Origin of the sequence: Micromonospora sp. GCM10011542, assembly GCF_042650685.1 — a bacterium.
In the GTDB taxonomy this organism is placed as follows: domain Bacteria; phylum Actinomycetota; class Actinomycetes; order Mycobacteriales; family Micromonosporaceae; genus Micromonospora.
This window is the reverse complement of the sequence record NZ_JBHSBO010000003.1, coordinates 48,968-67,614: the sequence shown is the minus strand read 5'-3', so window position 1 is coordinate 67,614 and position 18,647 is coordinate 48,968. Positions and strand designations below refer to the sequence as shown.

The following is an 18,647-nucleotide window of genomic DNA, read 5'->3' as shown; positions in this document are numbered from 1 at the left end:
GGGCCGTAGGCTGGCGCCGTGAACGGGGAGCCGGAGTACACACAGGAGTTCGTGGACGTCGACGGCGGTCGGCTCGGCGTGCAGATGTATCCCGAGCCGGCCGGCCCGCCCGGCGCGCCGGTGGTGGTGATCTGGCCGGCGATGGGGGTGAAGGCGCGTTACTACCGCCCCTTCGCGGCGGCGCTGCGCGCCGCCGGGCTCGCCGTGGTCGTCGCCGACCTGCGCGGCACCGGTGCGAGCACGCCGGCGCCGAGCCGGGCCGACCGGTACGGCTACGCCGAGCTGGCCGGAGACGTCGGCGCCGTGCTCCGCGCACTGAAGCCCCGACTGGAGGGGCGCACCCGGCTGCTGCTCGGGCACTCCCTCGGCGGGCAGGCCGCACTCCTGCACCTCGCCCTGGACGGCAGCGACGCGGCCGACGGGCTGGCGCTGATCGCCGTGGGCCTGCCCTACTGGCGCAACTATCCCGGCCTGCGGGGCTACGGGGTGCTGCCGTACACCCAGGGCATCGCCGCCACCACCGCGCTGCTGCGGGTCTGGCCCGGCTGGGGCTTCGGCGGCCGGCAGGCGCGCGGGGTGATCCGGGACTGGGCGTACACCGCCCGGACCGGCCGTTTCCCCCGGCTGGACGGCATGGACACCGAGGCGGCGGTACGCGCGGTGCGGAGCCCGGTCCTCGCGGTGAGCGTCGACGACGACCAGTACACCCCGCACGAGACCATGGACAACCTCTGCGGCAGGCTGGCCGCCGCACCGGTGACCCGGGAGCGCTACACCAGCGCGCAGGCGGGTGCCCCGCTCGACCACTTCACCTGGGTACGCGCGGCCACACCGCTGGCGCAGCGGATCGCCCGCTTCGCCAGCGGCCTGCCGCGTCGCTGAGCGGCCGCCGGCCGGCTCACTCCTCAGGGTCGAGCGGCACCAGTTCGTCGTCCCGCTCCACCCGGATCTCGCCGTGGTCCTTGCGCGGCGGAACCTCCGCCGTGGTCCGGTTCAGGTCGTCGTCGGGGTGCATGAGCACCGCGTCCGTGGTGGCGGTCTTCTCCCGGCTCTCCTCGGGCTGTGACATCCCGTACCCCTCTCCTGCGCTCGGCGTAGGTCACGATCTACCCGCCACCGACCGGACGACTCCTTCCGGACCGGGTCAGCCGGCCTCGGTCAGGTCGGTCGTCGCCGCCAGTTCGGTGACCACGGCCACCAGCCGGTGCAGGGCCGGCGAGGTGTCGCCCGACCGCCACACCATTTCGGTCTCCGCGTACGCGCCGGTCAGCGGGACGAACACCACGCCGGTGCGGCGCAGACTCCGCGCCGAACGGGCGAGCCGGGTGACGCCGAGCCCGGCGGCGACGAGGCCGAGGAGGCTCTGCACGCTGGCGTCCTCCTGGACGACGTTCGGCACGAAACCCGCCCGGCGGAAGTGCTCGTCGTAGGAACGGTGCCACGGTTCCCAGGAGCTGCGCGGCGTCATGACCCAGGGTTCGTCGGCCAGTTCGGCCAGCTCCAGTTCGGCACGGCCGGCGAGCGGGTGATCCTCGGGCAGCACGGCGCACACCGGTTCGGTCGCGAGCGTCCTGGATTCCAGATCGGGGACGAGCGGGGGGCGGGTGAAGGCGGCGTCATAGCTCCCGCCCCGTACGCCCTCGACGAGGGACGCGATGCTGGTGGACTCCGTCGCCAACTGGAGGTCGGGAAGGTGGTGGCGCACGGCCCGGACCACCGGGGGCAGGAGGTGGTTGGCGACGGTGGTCAGGAAGGCGAGCCGGAGTCTGCCGACCTCCCCCCGCCGGGCCCTCTCCACGACGGCGACGGCCTCCTCGGCGCGGTCCACCACCGCGCGGGCCTCGGGGACGAACAGGGCACCCAGATCGGTCAGGGTGGTGCCGCGCGAGTCGCGGTCGAACAGTCTCGCCCCGACGATCCGTTCCAGGGCGGTGATCTGCTGGGACAGCGACTGCTGGGCGATCATCAGGCGAGCGGCGGCCCGGGTGAAGCTCAACTCCTCCGCGAGAACCAGGAAATACCGCAGTTGCCGCAGTTCAGGGGTGGTCACAGGAACAGACTGTAACCACCCCAGGAAGACAGTGTTGGCCGCTCCGCGGGCCCCGCAGGATCGTTTCTGGAGGACGCAACGACCACGCACCGGAGGAATCCCGATCATGACCGCACCACGCGTCACCACGCCGTTCAACGCCGGATCCACCGCCGCCGACGTGGTGGCCGGCATCGACCTCACCGGGCGGCGTGCCATCGTCACCGGCGCCTCCTCGGGCATCGGTGTCGAGACAGCCCGGGCCCTCGCCGCAGCGGGCGCAGAGGTGACCCTGGCGGTGCGGGACGTGGCGGCCGGCGAACGGACGGCGCGGGACATCCTCGCCACCACGGCGAACCGGCTGGTCCGGGTCGCCCCGCTCGACCTCTCCGATCAGGGGTCGGTCGCCGCCTTCGTCGCCGCCTGGGAAGGCCCCCTGCACATGCTGGTCAACAACGCCGGGGTGTCGGCCACCCCCGAGATGCGGACCTCGGAGGGCTGGGAGCTGCAACTCGCCACCAACCACCTCGGCCACTTCGCGCTCACCACCGGACTGCACCGGGCGCTCGCGGCGGCCGACCGGGCGCGGGTGGTGACGCTCAGCTCCATCGCACACGTCCAGGCGCCGATGGTCTTCGAGGACGTCAACTTCCGCGAACGCCCCTACGACCGGATGCTCGCCTACGGCGAGTCGAAGACAGCCACCGCGCTGTTCGCGGTCGAGGCGAACCGGCGCTGGGCCGGCGACGGCATCACCGTCAACGCGGCCAACCCGGGGGCGGTCGCCACCAACCTGGGGCGTCACCTCACTGAGGAGGACTACGCGCAGCTTCCGGCGTACGACTTCAAGACCCCGGAGCAGGGTGCCGCCACCTCGGTGCTGCTCGCGGCCTGGCCGGGGCTGGACGAGATCGGGGGCCGGTACTTCGAGGACTGCAACGAGGCGGCGCGACACAGCCCCGAGACACCGCTGCAAGGGGTCGCCGACCACGCCGTCGACCCCGCGGCAGCCGAGCGGCTGTGGCAGGTCTCGCTCGACATGCTCGCCGACGCAGGACGGGCCTGACGCGCGATGCTGACCCGGCCGGGAGGCCACCCGGCCGGGGGCGCGGGCGGCACTGTCCGCGGCGGCCGTCCCTGGTGCGCCGTAGGTCGGCAGGTTCGCCCCGTCGACCAGGGATTAGCCCCCCGGGCGGCGGGTAAGCCGCACCGCCCGACACGGCGGAAGGGGATCACATGTCCGAACGGCATACCGCACTGCGCTCCATGCACGATCTGGGCCTGGCGGCCTGGTTCGGGGGCTCCCTCATGGGAGCGCTCGGCGTCAACAGCGCGGCGGCGAAAATCAACGACTCGTCCCAACGGCTCCCGGTGGCCTCGGCGGCCTGGGCCAAGTGGACTCCGATGAACGCGGCCGCCATCGGCGCGCACCTCGCCGGCGCGGTCGGCGAACTGGTGACCGAGAGCCCACGGGTGGCCTCCCAGCGGGGAGTAGCGCAGGCCAGCGCCATCAAGACGGCACTGACCGTGGGCGCGCTCGCGGTGACCGGTTACAGCCGGTTGCTCGGCATGAAGTTGGAGAAGGCCGGTGGTCCACCGGTGAACGGCACCACCGAGCCCCACCACCAGACGCCGGCCCACGTGGCGTCCACGCAGCGGCAGATGAAGCTGCTCCAGTGGGCCATTCCGGCGCTGACCGGCGCGCTGGTCGTGGTCACCTCGTACATGGGTGAGCAGCAGAAGCCCACCCAGCAGTGGCGCGGGGTGCTCGGCCGGGTCAGCAAGGTGGCGGCCGCCCCGATGGGGATCGCCACGCTCGCGGGCCTGGGCGCGAAGAAGGGCGGCATGGCGGGCATGGGCGCGCGGAAGCGCGGCATGAACGGCGGGAACGTGCACAAGCGCAACATGGCGATGGCCGGACGCTGACGCACCGGTACCGGCCCGGCCGGCATCCCGCCGACTCCTCGACGGCGGGACGCCGGCCGGTCGCGTCCCCGGTTCGCCCCGAAGGGCGGATCCGGGCGGGCGTAACCCGCCCGGGTACGGGCAATCGTCCGCCGACAGCGACGGACCGACGAGCGAGGTGGCCATGACGGCGCACGAGGGACGCGATGGCGGCGGCGACCGGTTGGAGCCGGAGGCACTCAACCCGTGGGGCACCCGCGACGGCTTCGACGCCGAGCCGCCCTGGGGCACGGACGAGGACTCGCCGATGGACGAGGGCAGCGAGGAGACGGCGGTGCCGGAGGGACGGCGCGGGGACCGCCGCGCTGGCGCCCCGGACGGGCGGAGCGGGCCCGCCGGCCGGCACGGTTTCGGCTCGGTGGAACCGACGCGGACGCCGTCGGCCGGACCGGGGGCACCACCCGACCCGGCACCGAGCGGCCGGTCGTTCCCGGACGACGCGGACGTCAACGAGCGCACCCAGGACGCGCTGCGCAGCCGGGGCCGGCGCTCGTAGCGACAGCGGCGACCCGCGGATCCGCCTCCCGGTGGGTGCGGACGGCCGGGTGGAGCGCGAAACGCGGGCGCGCTGGCGGTTTGCCGACCGACCGGGTGGGCAGGACTGGTCCCATGCCGACGCCCCGGACCACCCGCCTCGACAGTTCTCTGCCGCTGGCCCTCGAGGGCTACGCGTGGTTGCCCAACCGCCTGCGCCGAGCCGATGCCGACGTGCTGCGGACCCGCGTGCTGGGGCTGCCGATGGTCGCGCTGCACGGGCCGGCGGCGGCCGAGTTCTTCTACGACGAGCGGCACGTGCGTCGGCACGGGGCGATTCCCGGCCCGGTGCAGAGCACGTTGTTCGGACACGGCGCGGTGCACACCCTCGACGGCGACGCGCACCGCGTCCGGAAGGCGCTGCTCGTGGCGCTGCTCATGGACGGGAGCATCGACGGCCTGGTCGAGCGGGTCGAGGCCACCTGGGACGAGGCCGCCCGGGACTGGGCGAGCCGGCGGGTGGTGCTCTTCGACGAGGCGAGCCGGGTGCTGACCCGCGCGGTCTGCGACTGGACCGGCATCCCGCTCACCCGCGACGAGGTGCCGGCGCTCGCCGGCGACCTGGTGGCCATGGTGGACGGCTTCGCCACCGCCGGGCCTCGGCACTGGCGGGCGCGGCGGGCCCGGACCCGACGCGAGGACTGGCTGGCCGCACTGGTCGAGCGGGTACGCCGGGGCGAACTCAAGGCCCCTGCGGGCTCCGCGGCGGCGGCGGTGGCCGAGCACCGGGACGCCGACGGCGCGCCGCTGGACGCGCGCACCGCCGCGGTCGAGTTGCTCAACATCATCCGACCCACGGTGGCGGTCAGCTGGTTCGTGGCCTTCGCCGGGCACGCGCTGCACCGCTGGCCGGCGCAACGGGACCGCCTGCGCGTCGGCGACCCGGCGTTCTCGGAGGCGTACGCCCACGAGATCCGCCGGTTCTACCCGTTCGCGCCGTTCGTCGGCGCGCGGGCGGTGGCCGACCTGACGTGGGGTGGCGAGCGCATCCCGTCCGGCGCGATCGTGCTGCTCGACCTGTACGGCCAGAACCACGACCCCCGGTCGTGGCCGGAACCGTACCGCTTCGACCCGGACCGCTTCGTCGGCCGGCAGATCGGCCCGTTCGAGCTGGTACCGCAGGGCGGCGGTGATCCGCGTACCGGGCACCGCTGCCCGGGCGAGATGATCACGGTGGCGCTGCTGCGCGACCTCGCGGTCCGGTTGGCCCGCCTGTCGTACCGGGTGCCCGAGCAGGACCTGCGGATCCCGCTGCACCGCATCCCCACCCGCCCGGTGGACGGCCTGGTGATCGAGGTCGCGCCGGCGAACTGACCACTGACCAGCGGCGGTACCCGGAGGGCCGGTGGGGAAACCGGTCAGCGGCCGGTCGTGGCACGGGCCGGGTCGGGCTGGTCCGCGGTCCCCGGCTGGCGTCCCGGTCGTGGCCGGCGGTCGGCCCGCTGCGCGAGCTCGAGCTCGTGCTCGGTGAGCAGTTGCGCCAGCCGGGTCGCGTCGCGCTGGGCCTGGCCGGCGCAGCAGTTGTTGAACAGCACGTGCAGTTCGTCGGCCGGCCGGGCCAGCTCGGACAGCAGCCTGGCCCAGTGCCGCAGTTCACCCTCGTCGTAGGCGTAGCGGAACTTCTCCTGCTTGTCGCCGCCGCGCCAGTCGTCGCTGTGGCCGTGGAACCGGACCACCGCCGGCTCGGCGGTGGTGAACAGGATGGGCGGCACCGAGGACGGGTTTCCCTGCGGCATGTCGACGCAGACCAGGCTGAGGTCGTTGGTGCGCAGCAGCTCCACCGTGTCCAGTGCCGCCCGACCGTCGAACCAGGACCCGTGCCGCAGCTCCACGGCGACCCGCCACGGCCGGCACCGCCGCGCCAGCTCGACGATCCGACGCTCGGCCGCGGCGCTGCGTACCAGCCACGGCGGGAACTGCAGCAGCACGACGCCGAGCTTGCCGGCGCCCGCGATCGGGTCCAGCGCCGCCCGGAACCGGGACCACAGCTCGTCGTACGCCCGCTCCGGCAGGTCGCGGCGGCGGACCCGGCTCGGGCCGGTGGCCGGCCGCAGGTCGCGGGGCAGCGCCGCCACCGGCGTCGGGTGGCCGGTGAAGAGGCTGAACGCCTTGACGTCGAAGGTGAACTCCGCCGGTGTGGCGTCGACCCAGCCCTGCGTGGTTTCCGGAACGGGGACGGCGTAGTAGGAGGTGTCCACCTCGACCAGCGGGAACCGGCCGGCGTAGTAGCCCAGCCGGCCGGCCGGGGTGTTCGCCGAGCGCGGGTACCACCCGGAGCGCAGCAGCGACTGGTCGGCCCAGGAGGACGTACCCACCTTAATCACACCCATGTCATTCAGTGGACCGCCCGGCGCGCGGATCGGCAACCGCTGGGCGGCGCCGCCGCGGCCGTGTCGGAGCCGGGGAAGTGACGGTCGTCGGTCCTAGGCTGACGCCAGCGGACATCGACCGAGGGGCGGAGCATGACCAGTACCGAGCAGGTGACGACCGGCGAGCGGGTTGATCTGTTGCAGACGCTGCGCCGGCACCGGGGTTTCCTGTTGCAGACCGTCGACGGGCTGACCGACGAGCAGGCGGCCAGCCGCCCCACCGCGAGCGAGCTCTGCCTCGGTGGTCTGATCAAGCACGTCGCCGGCACCGAGGAGCGGTGGATGCGTTTCGCCGTGGGTGGCGCGGAGGCGATGCAGAGCGAGGAGATCGACTGGGTCGGCCAGTTCCGGATGGCCGAGGGCGAGACGCTGGCCGCGTTGGTCGACCGGTTCCAGCAGGTCGCCGCCGAGACCGACGAGTTGATCGGCACCCTCGACCTGGATTCGGCCCACCCGCTGCCGCAGGCGCCCTGGTTCGAGCCGGGGGCGAGCTGGACGGTGCGGCGGGTGCTGCTGCACCTGATCGCCGAGACGTCCCAGCACGCCGGGCACGCCGACATCCTGCGCGAGTCCATCGACGGCGCCAAGACCATGGGCTGACCTGCCCGGGCCGCCGTCCTGTCCGGCGGGTGCCCCACCGGCCGCTCCCGGCAAGCCTCGCTCGTCCCGTCAGCAGGACTGATGTGACGCCCTGCCCGGGGGCGGCGCTGAGGGACACGAGATGAACGTGGACCGGATGGATCAGGAAACCGTCGAGCGGCTGCTCGATGGGATCATCGTCGACCCTTCGGCCGGCCCACGGCCGGTCGTGCTGCTGCTGACCGCGGTGCGCGCCGCCCCCCGCCCCGCCGAGTTGGCCGGCGAGGGCGCCGCCCTCCGCGGCTACCGTGACGCGCTGGCCCAGCCAACCAAGAGGGCAACGGCGTTCCACCCGACGCGGCGCCTCGCTGGCTTCGGCATCCGGGCGACCGCGGCAGCCGTGGCGCTCGTCGCCACCGGTGGGGTGGCCCTGGCCGCCGCCACCGGCACTCTGCCCCTGCCTCCGCACCCGTCCACGGCCACCCCGCCGCCACCTCCCGGCTCTCCGGGGGGCGGCACCGCCCCCGACGGGCGACCCGCGCCGGGTCCCGGTGCGAGCAGCCCCGGCGGGCCGACGACGCCCACGCCGGCCGCCGCTCTGCTGAACCTGTGCCGGGCGTACCGGGCGGATGCCGGCGACAACCCGGGGCGCAGCCTCGACAATCCGGTCCTCTCCGAGCTGATCACCGCGGCCGGTGACCGGCAGCGGGTGGGCGAGTACTGCGACCGGGTGCTGGCCGGGGGGCCGACCCCAAGCGACCTGCGCCCCAGCCGGCGGCCCGACGTCACGCCGAGCCGGCCGGGGCCACCGGTGCAACCACCGTCGGTACCCCCCACCGGTAAGCCCACCGCCACCGGATCCGAACGCGTCAGGCGGCCCACCGCCCTTCCGGTCCCGCCGACGAAAGCCCGACCCGCTCCGCCCACCGCCAACCATCGGTAGCGGGCGGCACGGTCCGGCGGGGTCCGCCGCGACCGACGGCGATGATAGTGCCGCCGGTCGCCCCGGGCGGGACTCCGGAGGTCAGCGCAAGCGGGCCCGACGCCCACGTCCGGCGGCCGACCGGTCCCGGCCGTACGCGTCCGAGCGCCCCCAGCGACCCGGGATGTCCAACAGCTCGATCCGCCCGAATCCCTCCGGCAGGGCCGGGTTGACCAGCAGATTGTCGCCGGATGGACGCAGACCGAGCAGGGTGCCGAGCAGCATCAGCAGCGCCCCGGAGGACCACGACTGGGGTCGGCCCGCGGCGGGCAACTGGACCGGGTACCGGGTCAGGTCACGCTCGTACCCGGCGATCACCTCCGGCACCGGGCCGCGGAGCAACTGCGCCATGTCGAAGATCCCCTCCGCGATCCGGGCCGCCTGCGCGTCGCACCGGTAGTGCCGCAGCCCCGCGGCGATCAGCGCGTTGTCCGACGGCCAGACCGCTCCCAGGTGCGAGCCCACCGGGTTGTACGGGAGCTGCCCGGTGGCGAACGTCCGCACGCCCCACCCGCTGAAGAGCCGAGGCCCGACCAGGTGCGCGGCGATCGCCCCGGCGCGGTCCTCGTCGACGATCCCGCTCCAGAGCAGATGCCCGATGTTGGACGACAGCGCGTCGACCGGTTGCCCGTCCGGCTCCAGGGCCAGCGCGTAGTACTCCCGGTCCGCCAGCCAGAAGTCGCGGTTGAACCGTTCCTTGAGCTGCGCGGCCTCCCGCTCCAGCCGGTCGGCGTACGCCGGGTCGCCCCAGAACTCGCGGGCCAGGCGGGCCCCACGCCGCTTGGCGTCGTACGCGTAGCCCTGCAACTCGCAGGTGGCCCGGGGTGACGCCGGCTGCCGCCCCTGCCGGTCGGTGATGGCGTCCGGGGAATCCTTCCAGCACTGGTTGACCACGCCGTTGCGCTCGTTGCGGCGCTGGTAGCGGAGGTAGCCGTCGCCGGTCAGGTCGCCGTACTCGTCGATCCAGTCCAGCGCCATCCGCGCCGGGTGGCGCAGCTCGCGGACCAGGTCGGCGTCGCCGGACCAGCGCTCGTACTCGTCGAGCAGGACGACGAAGAGCGGAGTGGTGTCCGCCGCGCCGTAGTACAGCGCGGTCGGTAGGTCACCGAAGGCGGCCGACTCGCCGTAGCTGAACCGGGCCAGGATCTTTCCCGGCTCCTCGTCGTGCTCGTCGTCGAGCTGGCTGCCCTGGAGCATCGCCAGCATCCGCAGCGTCGCCGGGGTCAGCTCCGGGGTGAACGCCATGGTCTGCAGGCAGGTGATGATGCTGTCCCGCCCGTGCAGGTCCATCGCCCAGGGCAGGCCGCCCACCGGCACCCGACCGACGTTCGCCAGCGGCGCGTACCGCAGCGCGGCCAGATCCGCCAGGCTGCCCCGGTAGGTCGCGGTGAGCCCGCCCCGCGCGGCGACCAGCTCGGGGGCGTGGTCCAGCCAGTCCGCCAGATCCCGGCGCATGTCCACGCGTACGTGTTGCCGGTGCGAGTTCAGGTCAGCGCGCAGGTCCCGCCCACTCTCACCCGGCATGATCATGGCGGCGTGCAGGTCGGTCTCCCACTGTCCACCGGGCTCGACGCGGATCCGGAAGGTCATGCCGTGCTCGTCCACGTCGACGGGGGCGGTGCTGGTGACGGCGGTCTCCCGGCCGAAGCGCTCCCGCTCGTACCGGAGCAGAAGCTGCCGGCCCGCGGAGTCGGCGGTGACGGCGACGGAGCGCCGCGCGGGTTGCCCGAACTCGCTGATGTCGGCGAAGTCGGCGGCGATCTCCATCCGCACGGTCAGCTCGGCCGGGTGCGGGGCGTGGTTGAGGACGGTGAGCCGCTCGTTGTAGCTGTCATCGATGGAGCGGTGCCGGATCACCGACACGTCCGCGTCGACGTAGTGGCTCGCCGTGCCCGGGACCAGGAAGAACCGCGTCTCGAAGTAGGTCATGTCGTCGCGCGAGAGCGCGTTGAGCCGCTCACCGTCGACGGTCAGCACCCAGCGGGACAGGAAGCGGGTGTCGAACGAGAAGAGCCCCACCGGGGCCTGCAGGTCGACCTCCACGTCGCCCTGCGCGTCGCTGATCGCGAAGACGTTGCCCGCGATCACGTGCACCCGTTCCTGCTTCATCGCTGATCCCGACCGGCGACCGCTGCCCGCCCCAGTTCGCGCGGATGCCGGGCACCAGCCGGCCCCGGAAAGATCCGGCGCAGCATCGGCAGCAGTCCCACGTTGCCGTGCACCGTCAGATCGTTGCGCAGCAGCGACGCCGCCACATGGTCCTGCCCGCCGGCCAGCCGGTCGAAGATGCGCCGGTCGGCGCGGACCACCAGGTCGGCGTCCTCGGCCGACCGGATCACCCGTACCTGCTGGTCGGCGATGAGCAGGTACCAGTGCTCGGTCCGGCCGTCCTCGCGCACGTCCAGCCGTATCGTCCCGGTGGTCTCCGGCAGCTCGGGCCGCCGCCCGGGGTCCAACCGGTCCAGGCGTTCCGCGATCGTGGTGCCCATCGGCGCCCTCCCCCCGTTCCCCGCAGGATCACCCGCATCCGGGTGACGCCGGATCACCCGGACCGGGTGACTGCGGCGGGCCGACCGTCAGCGGGTCAGTCGGCCGCGATCAGGCCACGGACGTAGGCGGCCTGGCCGACGTGCTCCAGGTCGTCGTCGAGCACGCTGACCAGCCGGACCCCGAGGGTCACCGGCGGGTCCCACGCCTCGTCGACCACCCGGTCCAGGTCCGCCGGTCGCAGCCCGGCGAGGAACGCCCGGGTACGCTCCGCGACCGCCTGGAAGTAGTCGATCAGTGCCTGCGCGCTCTCCGGCCGGACCGCGGCCACCTGCTGCGCGGAGTACCCGTAGCCGGTGTCGTCCGGGTCGGCGACGAGCCCGAAGCGGCCCGCCCAGTCCCCGCTCACCCATACCTGCTCCGTGCCGATCAGGTCGGCGACGTGGTGGTCCTGGACCCGGGTGAGGTGCCAGACCAGCCAGCCGACCGGGTTGGCGCCCGGGCCGGGCGCCCGGCGCAACTGCTCCGGGGTGAGCCCGTCGACCGCGGCGCGCACGAGGTCGGGCAGCCGGTCGTACGCCTCCGTCAGCAGGTCACTCACGTCCATGGGCCGCACCTCCAGGGTCTTCCGCTCCCCGATCGGGTACCGCCACCGGCGGCGACCAAACCTCGGCCGCTACCGTGATCACGTGGTCGCGGCGCTCGAGTTGTACCTGGACCCGGACGCCACCCGGCGGATCCGGGTGCTCTGGGACGCGCTCGAGGCCGAGGGCGTGCAGAGCATGCGGTCGCTGCTGGCACAGCGCCACCGGCCACACGTGTCGCTGGCGGTGGCCCCCCGCTTCGACCCCGAGCAGGTAGCCGCGGCGCTGCGCGACACAGTGGTGGCCGCACCGCTGCGGCTGGACTTCCAGCACGCCGGGCAGTTCGTCGGCCGGGTGCTCTGGCTGGGCGTGACACCCACCGCGGATCTGCTGGCCCACCACCGGATGGTGCACGCTCGGCTGGCCGCCGCCGGGATCACCCTGGTCGAGCACTACCAGCCGGGACGCTGGGTGCCGCACTGCACGCTCTCCCTGCGGTTGCCGTACGCGCTGATGGCCGCCGCGGTGCGCCGCTGCCTGGAGGTGCTGCCGCTGTCCGCGACCGTGGTCGGCGCGGCGCTCACCGACCACGCCCGCGACATCTCCCAACCGCTGGCCTGACCGCGCGGCCGGGTCCGACAGCAAGCCGTCGCTCAGCTCGGCGTCTGGGCTACGGCTTCGTCATCTCGATGGACGGCCCGCACCGGGCGGGCCGGGGCGAGGAGACGGTCATGACGAACGGTGGCGACCGGCGCAGGTGGCGAGGGCCGGGCCCGCTCGCGCTGCTGGGCAGGATGCTCGGCAGCCGGAGGGCGGACGGCGACGCCCGGCGGTCCACGGCACGCCGCCGGGCGCTGGCGTTCGCTCGCGCCGCCGCCTGGGCGCAGCTGCACCGCTGGTGAGCGTCGTCGCTGACGGCGACAGTCGGGAAACCGAAAACCGGGGGTGCGGACGCGGCCGGACGTGGGATGGTTCGACATGGATGCCGTACCGCTGGCCGCCCGCTCGTGTGCGGGTGACCCGCCCGGTGGCGAAGGGGCGTACGCCGCACCGCCGGGGACGGCTTCGACGAGGAGAGGCAGCGCCATGCAGGCTCAGCGCAGACCACCGCGGATCGAGCGGAGCCGGACCCGCGAGGACCGGCCCGACGGCGGCGTCACCGGAGCGGCCACGCCCCTGACCATCTGGGCCGCCGCCGTCCTGCTCGGACGGATGGGCACCGGCGAGGACGACATTGAGGACGAGCGCCACATCCTGCGCGGCATCGACTGAGTCGCGCCGGGCGGCGCCGGCTCACAGCCAGCCGCGGCGCTTGAAGACCAGGTAGAGCGTGCCGCAGACCAGCCCCATCAGCAGCAGCGCGAACAGGTACCCGTAGCGCCACTGCAGCTCCGGCATGTGCACGAAGTTCATCCCGTACACGGTGCCGATCAGCGTCGGGGCGAACAGGATCGCCGCCCACGAGGAGACCTTCTTCAGCTCCTCGTTCTGCGCGTAGCTGGCCGCGGTCAGGGTTCGCATCTCCTCGTTCTGCTGTTGCGACACGAGGGTAGCGTTGACGGTGAGGATGCCCTGCAGAAGGTGCCGGAAGCCGTCCACCCGTTCCACCACCTGGGTCAGGTGGTCGGTCACGTCGCGCAGGTAGCGGTGCAGTTCCTCGTCGGTGTCGACGCCGCTCGCGCCGTCGGCGAGGGTGTCGAGCACGCCGAGCAGCGGGCGCGCGGCGCGTTGGAACTGGATCACCTCGCGGCTGAGCCCGTAGATGCGCCGGCTGGCGTTCGGGTCGCCGCCGAAGACCTCGGTCTCGATCTCGTCGATGTCGTTCTCCAGCCCGGCCACCACCGGCGCGTACCCGTCGACCACCTGGTCGAGGATCGCGTACAGGACCGCCTGCGGCCCCCGCTCGAGCATCGGCGCGTCCGCCTCCATGCGGCGCCGCACCGCGGCCAGGTCCGGCGCCTCGCCGTGCCGCACGGTCACCACGAAACCAGGGCCGATGAACAGGTGCAGCTCGGAGAACTCGACCTCCTCGCGCTGGTCGTCGTAGCGGGCGGCGCGCAGCACCACGAACAGCGTGTGCCCGTACCGTTCCAGCTTGGGTCGCTGGTGGGCGTTGATCGCGTCCTCCACCGCCAGGTCGTGCAGGCGGAACTCGCGGGCCAGCGAGGTGATCTGGTCGATGTCCGGCCGGTACAGCCCGATCCAGGCCACCGCGTCGTCCTGCTCCTGCAGGCAGCGGTACGTCTCGGCCAGCCCCGCCGGCGACGCGTACCGGTGTCCCCGGATGTAGACGGCGCTGTCCACCAGCCCACCGGCAACCGGATGGTCCTGCTGCGGCGGAAGCGGCTCACCCGACCGCATCTCGTGCTCGTCGAGCTGACGGCCGAAGCCGCCGCCCGGGCGGAACCGACGGCCGCCGACCATGCCCCTGCCCCCTCCCGGCGACGTCCCACCCGGCGGCCGGCGGACCCGCGCAGGGTCGAACCGGGGGCACGCCGGGAGGCGCTGCATCCCCCGTGCCTCCAGACCGAAACCCCGCTCGCGCCGCCCGCCGGAGTGGGCGTCCCAGCCGGCTGTGGCCGCCAGTCGGTGAGCGTGGTCATAACGGCTGGACGATCCACCCGGCCGGGCTGCTAGCCTCGGCGGCAGGTCATGAGCGCCAGCGTCAAGCCCCGGCTCGCTGGCCGGCAACCCTCCTCCGCGGTGGGGTGCCCCGGGTGAAGACCAGGCACCGGCACGACGCCGGTGCAAGCGTGGCCTGGCACCCAGGTCAGCACAGACCCGGGGAGAGCCCATGATCACTCTCAGCACCACCCCATCGGCCGACGCCGCGGATGCCCGCGTCGGTTGGCCGCCGCCGCCCGCACTGACCCGGCGCCGGCACGTGGACATGATGCGGGTCTGCAGCGCGGCCTGTCGCCGCCGCACCGCGCACTAGCGCACCCCGCAACCCGAAAACCCTTCCAGCGGTACGCCCACCGGGCGCACCGTCGGCGGCGCACGTCCGTGCCCGCCCGCGCAACCCTCTCGGAGACACCCGTGCGATTCCTTCCTGCCCTGACCCGGGCCGCCGCCCTCGGCGCGGCCGCCGTCCTGGCCGCCACCGCGCTGACCGCCTGCGGCGACGACGCGTCCTCCGGCGCGGCCGACAACCCCTACGGCCTGGCCCAGCCGGGCGTGCTGCGCGCCGGCACGCTGACCGACGCCCCGCCGAACGTGTACCTGAAGGACGGAAAGTTCACCGGCTTCGACAACGACCTGCTGACCGCCGTGGCCGACAAGGTCGGCCTGCGGGTGGAGTTCGTCGGCACCGACTTCTCCGCGCTGCTCTCCCAGGTCAACAACCGCAAGTTCGACGTCGGCAGCTCCTCGATCACCATCACCGAGGCGCGGAAGAAGACCGTCGACTTCGGCAACGGCTACGACTTCGGCTACTTCGGCCTCGACGTGCCGGCCGGCTCGCCGATCACCGGCTTCGACCAGCTCGCCGGAAAGCGCGTGGTGGTGGTGCAGGGCACCGTGCAGGACGACTACGCCACCGGCAGGAAGCTCGACCCGGTGCGGGTGCCGGACTACAACGGCGCGATCAACCAGCTCAAGGCGGGTACCGCCGACGCCTGGATCGCCCCGGCGGAGATCGGTGAGAAGTCCGCCGCGGACAGCAACGGCAAGATCACCGTGGCGGCCAAGCAGCTCAGCCCAGCGCCGACCGCGTACGCGGTGGCGAAGGGCAACGACAAGCTGCGCGAGGCGCTGAACAAGGGCCTGGACGAGGTCATCGCGGACGGCACCTGGAGCCGGTTGCAGTCCCAGTACTACCCGGGCCGGCCGATCCCGGCGGACTTCAAGCCGGGCAGCGGCACGGTGGCGGTGCCGGCCGCGCCGGCGGCGTCCGCGTCGGCCGCCTCCTGACCCGGTGACGAGCGAGCAGGGCGGTAGGAGAGGCGAATCATGGATCCGTTGAGCACCCTGTGGGAGACCTTCTTCGACCTCGACGCGATGCGTGCGGCGCTGCCCGAAATGCTGACCGTCGGGTTGCCCAACACGCTGATCCTGGCGGTCTCCGCCGCCCTGCTCGGCTCGGTGTTCGGCCTGCTGCTGGCCGTCGCCGGCATCTCCCGCAGCCGGTGGCTGCGCTGGCCGGCGCGGGTCTACACCGACGTGTTCCGGGGGTTGCCGGCCGCCGCGACGATCCTGCTGATCGGCGTCGGGCTGGCGCCGCTGGGCATGCGGGTGTGGGGGCCCGACCCGTACCCGCTGGGCATCCTGGCGCTGTCGCTGATCGCGGCGGCGTACATCGGCGAGATCTTCCGTTCCGGCATCCAGTCGGTGGAGGCCGCCCAGTTGGAGGGTGCCCGCGCGCTGGGCTTCTCCTGGGCCGAGGCGATGCGCCTGGTGATCGTCCCGCAGGGCATCCGCCGGGTGCTGCCGGCCTGGGTGAACCAGCTCATCGCACTGATCAAGGACTCCAGCCTGGTCTACTTCCTCGGCCTGGTGGCCAGCCAACGGGAGCTGTTCCGGATCGGGCAGGACTACGCGGCCACCACCGGCAACGAGTCCGCGCTGCTGCTGGCGGGCCTGTTCTACCTGACGCTGACCGTGCCGCTGACCCACGCGGTCAACTGGATCGACCGGCGGCTGCGCCACGGCCGACCGGCCGGCGCGCCCATCGACGAGGACGACACCGAGCCGGCGCTGCCCGGCGCGGTGGAAGGGAGCGGGCGATGAGCACCACCGGATCGGTGAGCCTGAGCGTGCGCGACGTCCACCTGGCCTTCGGGCCGAACCGTGTGCTGCGCGGCGTCGACCTGGACGTACCGCGCGGCACGACCGCCTGCGTGATCGGGCCCTCCGGCTCCGGCAAGTCCACTCTGCTGCGCACCATCAACCGGCTGATCGAGCCAAACCGCGGCGACGTGCTGCTGGACGGACGCAGCGTGCTGCGCGACGACCCGGACGCGCTGCGGCAGCGGATCGGCATGGTCTTCCAGCAGTTCAACCTCTTTCCGCACATGAATGTGCTGCGCAACGTCACCCTCGCGCTGCGCCGGCTGCGCGGGCTCGGCGAGGACGAGGCGGTGGCGGTCGCGCGGGCCCAACTGGAGCTGGTGGGGCTGGCGGGCAAGGCCGACGCCCGCCCGGCGCAGCTCTCCGGCGGTCAGCAGCAGCGGGTGGCGATCGCCCGCGCGCTGGCGCTGCGGCCCGAGGTGATGCTCTTCGACGAGGCGACCTCCGCGCTCGACCCCGAGCTGGTCAAGGGCGTGCTGGGTGTGATGGCGGACCTCGCCGCGGCCGGCATGACGATGGTGGTGGTCACCCACGAGATGGGCTTCGCCCGGCGGGTCGCCGACACCGTCGCCTTCATGGACCGGGGGGTGGTGCTGGAGGCCGGCCCGCCGGAGGAGGTCTTCGAGCGGGCCGGACATCCGCGGCTGCGCCGCTTCCTCGACCAGGTGCTCTGAGCCGCGGCGGGGATCGGGTCGTCGCCCGGCCCCACGCCGCTGACTCAGTCGTTGACCGTGGGGCCGAGCAGCCGGATCTCCTCGATGTCCAGCGCGGCCTGCAGGTCGCGCAGCACGATGTCGTCGATCTGCCGGATGTCGCGCAGCCGGGTGACCTCGCGCCGCTTGTGCTCGAGGACGCCGAGGCGCAGCCGGCGATCCAGCTCCACGTCCATGGCGAGCCGCTCACCGCCCTCGTCGATCTTGTCGACGTGGCGCTGGTACTCCTCGCGCAGCCGGTTGACCAGATCCTCGCCGGCACCGACCTCCGCGGCCACCTGGGGCAGCGCGGCCAGGCCGGCCCGGGTGGCCTGGATCCGTGCCTGCCGGCTCTCGTCGGCGCGCTCGATGTCACCGACCAGCCCGGCCCATCTGACCACGAGGGGCAGCGTGGTGCCCTGGATCAGCATGATCAGCACGATCACCAGCGCCGTGGTGAAGATGATCAAATCGCGTTCCTGCACCGGATCACCGGCGGTCGTCGTCGCCGGCACGGCCAGTGCGGCGGCGAGCGAGACCGCGCCCCGGAAGCCGGACCAGCCGGCCGCGGTGCGTGTCCGCCAGCTCGACTCCACCGGCCCCGTGGCATGCCTTCCGTGTTCGAGCGCCTTGGTCGCCGCCGCCGCCAGGTAGACGAAGACCATCCGGGTGAGGACGACGACCGCGGTGACCGCCAGCACGATCAGCAGCGCCCGGCTCACCGAGGTGCCGGCGACGCCCCGCACCGCGCGGGGGATCTGCGTGCCGAGCAGCACGAACAGCCCACCGTTGATCAGGAAGGTGGAGAGGTCCCAGAACGCGTACGCCAGCACCCGGGACCGGGCGCGGATGACCCGGGGCCCCGCGTAGGCCAGCATCAGGCCGGCGACCACCACCGCCAGTACGCCGCTGGCGTGCACCGCGTCGGCGAGCAGGAAGGCACCGAACGGCGTCAGCACGCTCAGCCCGCCCTCCCGCAGCGGATCGTCGAGCCGCTTGCGGACCAGCACCACCAGGCCACCGACCAGCAGCCCGGCGAGCACCCCGCCGACGCTGGCTCCGACGAACTTCTCACCGATGCCGAGCGCTCCCGGCGGCGAGGCGCCGACCAGCAGACCCACGGTCACCGAGAAGAGCACCAGCGCGGTGCCGTCGTTGATCAGACTCTCCGCGTGCAGGGTGGTCAGGACGCGCCGGGGCAGCCGCTTGGCCAGCCCGGTGACCGCTGCGGCGTCGGTCGGGGCGAGGACGGCGCCGAGCACCCAGGCGGCGGCGGCGCTCAACCCGAACGCCTGCACGGTCACCGACACCATGATCATGGTGAGCACCACCAGCACCACGGCGAGCAGCCCGATCACCGGGAGGTTGGCCCGGATCTCGCGCAGGCTGATGGTGAGGCTCTCCCGGTAGAGGATGGCCGGCAGGAAAATCACCAGGACCAGCTCCGGCTCCAGGGTCAACTCGGACAGCGGCGGCGCCAGTCCGAGCAGCACGCCGATCGCGATGAGCAGCACCGGTGGCGCGACGCTGTACCGGCCGCCGAGCGTGGTGCCGACCAGGACGGTGACGCCCAGCACCACGATCAGGACGAGCACCTCCACGCCGTACCCCCCTCGACGCCGCGCCGCCGGCAGCCCG

The 18,647-nt window shown here is 73.3% G+C and carries 22 protein-coding genes and 1 riboswitch; of the genes, 14 read left to right on the top strand and 8 right to left on the bottom strand.

Translation table 11 applies throughout. The features are described from left to right. Nucleotides 1-84: 84 nt before the first annotated feature. Nucleotides 85-882, top strand: a complete 798-nt coding sequence (locus tag ACFOW4_RS00885) for an alpha/beta fold hydrolase (RefSeq protein ID WP_377523674.1) — start codon at nt 85-87, stop codon at nt 880-882. Between the two features lie 16 nt (nt 883-898). Here ACFOW4_RS00885 and ACFOW4_RS00880 read toward each other — a convergent pair whose 3' ends face one another. Beyond that, nucleotides 899-1,069, bottom strand: a complete 171-nt coding sequence (locus ACFOW4_RS00880) for a hypothetical protein (RefSeq protein WP_377523551.1) — start codon at nt 1,067-1,069, stop codon at nt 899-901. Nucleotides 1,070-1,144: 75 nt separating this feature from the next. Further along, a complete protein-coding gene (locus ACFOW4_RS00875) occupies nt 1,145-2,050 on the bottom strand; it encodes a LysR family transcriptional regulator (protein WP_377523550.1) in 906 nt (301 codons plus the stop codon). A gap of 106 nt (nt 2,051-2,156) precedes the next feature. On the opposite strand from ACFOW4_RS00875, the gene ACFOW4_RS00870 reads away from it, so the two are divergent. The 4 genes from ACFOW4_RS00870 to ACFOW4_RS00855 all read left to right on the top strand — a co-directional run bounded on the left by ACFOW4_RS00870 (nt 2,157) and on the right by ACFOW4_RS00855 (nt 5,842). Then, entirely contained in the window at nt 2,157-3,095 is a 939-nt protein-coding gene (locus ACFOW4_RS00870; RefSeq protein ID WP_377523548.1) for an SDR family NAD(P)-dependent oxidoreductase, read from the top strand. 170 nt (nt 3,096-3,265) lie between these two features. After that, on the top strand, nt 3,266-3,955 hold the full coding sequence (locus ACFOW4_RS00865) for a hypothetical protein (RefSeq protein ID WP_377523547.1): 690 nt from the start codon (nt 3,266-3,268) through the stop codon (nt 3,953-3,955). Between the two features lie 163 nt (nt 3,956-4,118). Beyond that, the gene (locus tag ACFOW4_RS00860) at nt 4,119-4,490 is read left to right on the top strand and encodes a hypothetical protein (protein ID WP_377523545.1); all 372 of its coding nucleotides are present in this window, start codon (nt 4,119-4,121) and stop codon (nt 4,488-4,490) included. A gap of 113 nt (nt 4,491-4,603) precedes the next feature. Beyond that, nucleotides 4,604-5,842, top strand: a complete 1,239-nt coding sequence (locus ACFOW4_RS00855) for a cytochrome P450 (RefSeq protein WP_377523544.1) — start codon at nt 4,604-4,606, stop codon at nt 5,840-5,842. Nucleotides 5,843-5,886: 44 nt separating this feature from the next. Here ACFOW4_RS00855 and ACFOW4_RS00850 read toward each other — a convergent pair whose 3' ends face one another. Next, nucleotides 5,887-6,858, bottom strand: coding sequence for a DUF72 domain-containing protein (locus ACFOW4_RS00850; protein WP_377523542.1), 972 nt, complete (start codon nt 6,856-6,858; stop codon nt 5,887-5,889). A 132-nt stretch (nt 6,859-6,990) separates the two neighbouring features. On the opposite strand from ACFOW4_RS00850, the gene ACFOW4_RS00845 reads away from it, so the two are divergent. Together ACFOW4_RS00845 and ACFOW4_RS00840 are read left to right on the top strand one after the other, a co-directional pair. Further along, nucleotides 6,991-7,497: a DinB family protein gene (locus ACFOW4_RS00845; protein WP_377523541.1), complete on the top strand. Its 507-nt coding sequence runs from the start codon at nt 6,991-6,993 to the stop codon at nt 7,495-7,497. 136 nt (nt 7,498-7,633) lie between these two features. Continuing rightward, a complete protein-coding gene (locus ACFOW4_RS00840) occupies nt 7,634-8,419 on the top strand; it encodes a hypothetical protein (protein WP_377523539.1) in 786 nt (261 codons plus the stop codon). Nucleotides 8,420-8,500: 81 nt separating this feature from the next. Here the strand turns inward: ACFOW4_RS00840 and ACFOW4_RS00835 are convergent, their stop codons facing one another. The 3 genes from ACFOW4_RS00835 to ACFOW4_RS00825 all read right to left on the bottom strand — a co-directional run bounded on the left by ACFOW4_RS00835 (nt 8,501) and on the right by ACFOW4_RS00825 (nt 11,552). Then, nucleotides 8,501-10,567 carry a glycogen debranching N-terminal domain-containing protein gene (locus tag ACFOW4_RS00835; RefSeq protein ID WP_377523538.1) on the bottom strand — a complete coding sequence of 689 codons (2,067 nt, stop codon included), beginning with the start codon at nt 10,565-10,567 and terminating at the stop codon, nt 8,501-8,503. After that, complete coding sequence (locus tag ACFOW4_RS00830) at nt 10,564-10,947, bottom strand: SCP2 sterol-binding domain-containing protein (RefSeq protein ID WP_377523536.1); 384 nt, start codon at nt 10,945-10,947, stop codon at nt 10,564-10,566. The genes ACFOW4_RS00835 and ACFOW4_RS00830 overlap by 4 nt, the downstream gene beginning before the upstream one ends. Nucleotides 10,948-11,042: 95 nt before the next feature. Next, nucleotides 11,043-11,552 (bottom strand): DinB family protein, encoded by a 510-nt coding sequence (locus ACFOW4_RS00825; protein ID WP_377523535.1) that lies wholly within the window; start codon nt 11,550-11,552, stop codon nt 11,043-11,045. A gap of 82 nt (nt 11,553-11,634) precedes the next feature. On the opposite strand from ACFOW4_RS00825, the gene ACFOW4_RS00820 reads away from it, so the two are divergent. From ACFOW4_RS00820 to ACFOW4_RS00810, 3 genes are all read left to right on the top strand, one after another. After that, nucleotides 11,635-12,150, top strand: a complete 516-nt coding sequence (locus tag ACFOW4_RS00820) for a 2'-5' RNA ligase family protein (RefSeq protein WP_377523533.1) — start codon at nt 11,635-11,637, stop codon at nt 12,148-12,150. Between the two features lie 110 nt (nt 12,151-12,260). Next, entirely contained in the window at nt 12,261-12,431 is a 171-nt protein-coding gene (locus tag ACFOW4_RS00815) for a hypothetical protein (RefSeq protein WP_377523532.1), read from the top strand. 76 nt (nt 12,432-12,507) lie between these two features. Continuing rightward, nucleotides 12,508-12,801 (top strand): hypothetical protein, encoded by a 294-nt coding sequence (locus ACFOW4_RS00810; RefSeq protein WP_377523530.1) that lies wholly within the window; start codon nt 12,508-12,510, stop codon nt 12,799-12,801. 21 nt (nt 12,802-12,822) lie between these two features. Here the strand turns inward: ACFOW4_RS00810 and corA are convergent, their stop codons facing one another. After that, the gene (gene corA / locus ACFOW4_RS00805) at nt 12,823-13,953 is read right to left on the bottom strand and encodes a magnesium/cobalt transporter CorA (RefSeq protein ID WP_377523527.1); all 1,131 of its coding nucleotides are present in this window, start codon (nt 13,951-13,953) and stop codon (nt 12,823-12,825) included. A gap of 224 nt (nt 13,954-14,177) precedes the next feature. Next, nucleotides 14,178-14,289, top strand: a riboswitch (SAM riboswitch). Between the two features lie 34 nt (nt 14,290-14,323). Between corA and ACFOW4_RS00800 the strand changes: the two genes are divergently transcribed. From ACFOW4_RS00800 to ACFOW4_RS00785, 4 genes are all read left to right on the top strand, one after another. Continuing rightward, nucleotides 14,324-14,467, top strand: coding sequence for a hypothetical protein (locus tag ACFOW4_RS00800; protein ID WP_377523526.1), 144 nt, complete (start codon nt 14,324-14,326; stop codon nt 14,465-14,467). 101 nt (nt 14,468-14,568) lie between these two features. Next, complete coding sequence (locus tag ACFOW4_RS00795; protein ID WP_377523524.1) at nt 14,569-15,441, top strand: ABC transporter substrate-binding protein; 873 nt, start codon at nt 14,569-14,571, stop codon at nt 15,439-15,441. A gap of 39 nt (nt 15,442-15,480) precedes the next feature. Continuing rightward, nucleotides 15,481-16,257, top strand: a complete 777-nt coding sequence (locus ACFOW4_RS00790; RefSeq protein WP_377523523.1) for an amino acid ABC transporter permease — start codon at nt 15,481-15,483, stop codon at nt 16,255-16,257. Then, on the top strand, nt 16,254-16,991 hold the full coding sequence (locus ACFOW4_RS00785) for an amino acid ABC transporter ATP-binding protein (protein ID WP_377523521.1): 738 nt from the start codon (nt 16,254-16,256) through the stop codon (nt 16,989-16,991). Before ACFOW4_RS00790 ends, ACFOW4_RS00785 begins: the two co-directional genes overlap by 4 nt. A 44-nt stretch (nt 16,992-17,035) precedes the next feature. Here the strand turns inward: ACFOW4_RS00785 and ACFOW4_RS00780 are convergent, their stop codons facing one another. Then, complete coding sequence (locus tag ACFOW4_RS00780; RefSeq protein WP_377523520.1) at nt 17,036-18,610, bottom strand: Na+/H+ antiporter; 1,575 nt, start codon at nt 18,608-18,610, stop codon at nt 17,036-17,038. Nucleotides 18,611-18,647: the final 37 nt, after the last annotated feature.

Bases quoted from the DNA above. Each gene is read 5' to 3' on its own strand.
- corA (WP_377523527.1), bottom strand. From the start codon at position 13,953: ATGGTCGGCGGCCGTCGGTTCCGCCCGGGCGGCGGCTTCGGCCGTCAG.
- ACFOW4_RS00800 (WP_377523526.1), top strand. From the start codon at position 14,324: ATGATCACTCTCAGCACCACCCCATCGGCCGACGCCGCGGATGCCCGC.
- ACFOW4_RS00880 (WP_377523551.1), bottom strand. From the start codon at position 1,069: ATGTCACAGCCCGAGGAGAGCCGGGAGAAGACCGCCACCACGGACGCG.
- ACFOW4_RS00815 (WP_377523532.1), top strand. From the start codon at position 12,261: ATGACGAACGGTGGCGACCGGCGCAGGTGGCGAGGGCCGGGCCCGCTC.
- ACFOW4_RS00865 (WP_377523547.1), top strand. From the start codon at position 3,266: ATGTCCGAACGGCATACCGCACTGCGCTCCATGCACGATCTGGGCCTG.
- ACFOW4_RS00810 (WP_377523530.1), top strand. From the start codon at position 12,508: ATGGATGCCGTACCGCTGGCCGCCCGCTCGTGTGCGGGTGACCCGCCC.
- ACFOW4_RS00830 (WP_377523536.1), bottom strand. From the start codon at position 10,947: ATGGGCACCACGATCGCGGAACGCCTGGACCGGTTGGACCCCGGGCGG.
- ACFOW4_RS00855 (WP_377523544.1), top strand. From the start codon at position 4,604: ATGCCGACGCCCCGGACCACCCGCCTCGACAGTTCTCTGCCGCTGGCC.
- ACFOW4_RS00860 (WP_377523545.1), top strand. From the start codon at position 4,119: ATGACGGCGCACGAGGGACGCGATGGCGGCGGCGACCGGTTGGAGCCG.
- ACFOW4_RS00870 (WP_377523548.1), top strand. From the start codon at position 2,157: ATGACCGCACCACGCGTCACCACGCCGTTCAACGCCGGATCCACCGCC.
- ACFOW4_RS00825 (WP_377523535.1), bottom strand. From the start codon at position 11,552: ATGGACGTGAGTGACCTGCTGACGGAGGCGTACGACCGGCTGCCCGAC.
- ACFOW4_RS00845 (WP_377523541.1), top strand. From the start codon at position 6,991: ATGACCAGTACCGAGCAGGTGACGACCGGCGAGCGGGTTGATCTGTTG.
- ACFOW4_RS00840 (WP_377523539.1), top strand. From the start codon at position 7,634: ATGGATCAGGAAACCGTCGAGCGGCTGCTCGATGGGATCATCGTCGAC.
- ACFOW4_RS00850 (WP_377523542.1), bottom strand. From the start codon at position 6,858: ATGGGTGTGATTAAGGTGGGTACGTCCTCCTGGGCCGACCAGTCGCTG.
- ACFOW4_RS00835 (WP_377523538.1), bottom strand. From the start codon at position 10,567: ATGAAGCAGGAACGGGTGCACGTGATCGCGGGCAACGTCTTCGCGATC.
- ACFOW4_RS00785 (WP_377523521.1), top strand. From the start codon at position 16,254: ATGAGCACCACCGGATCGGTGAGCCTGAGCGTGCGCGACGTCCACCTG.
- ACFOW4_RS00790 (WP_377523523.1), top strand. From the start codon at position 15,481: ATGGATCCGTTGAGCACCCTGTGGGAGACCTTCTTCGACCTCGACGCG.
- ACFOW4_RS00885 (WP_377523674.1), top strand. From the start codon at position 85: ATGTATCCCGAGCCGGCCGGCCCGCCCGGCGCGCCGGTGGTGGTGATC.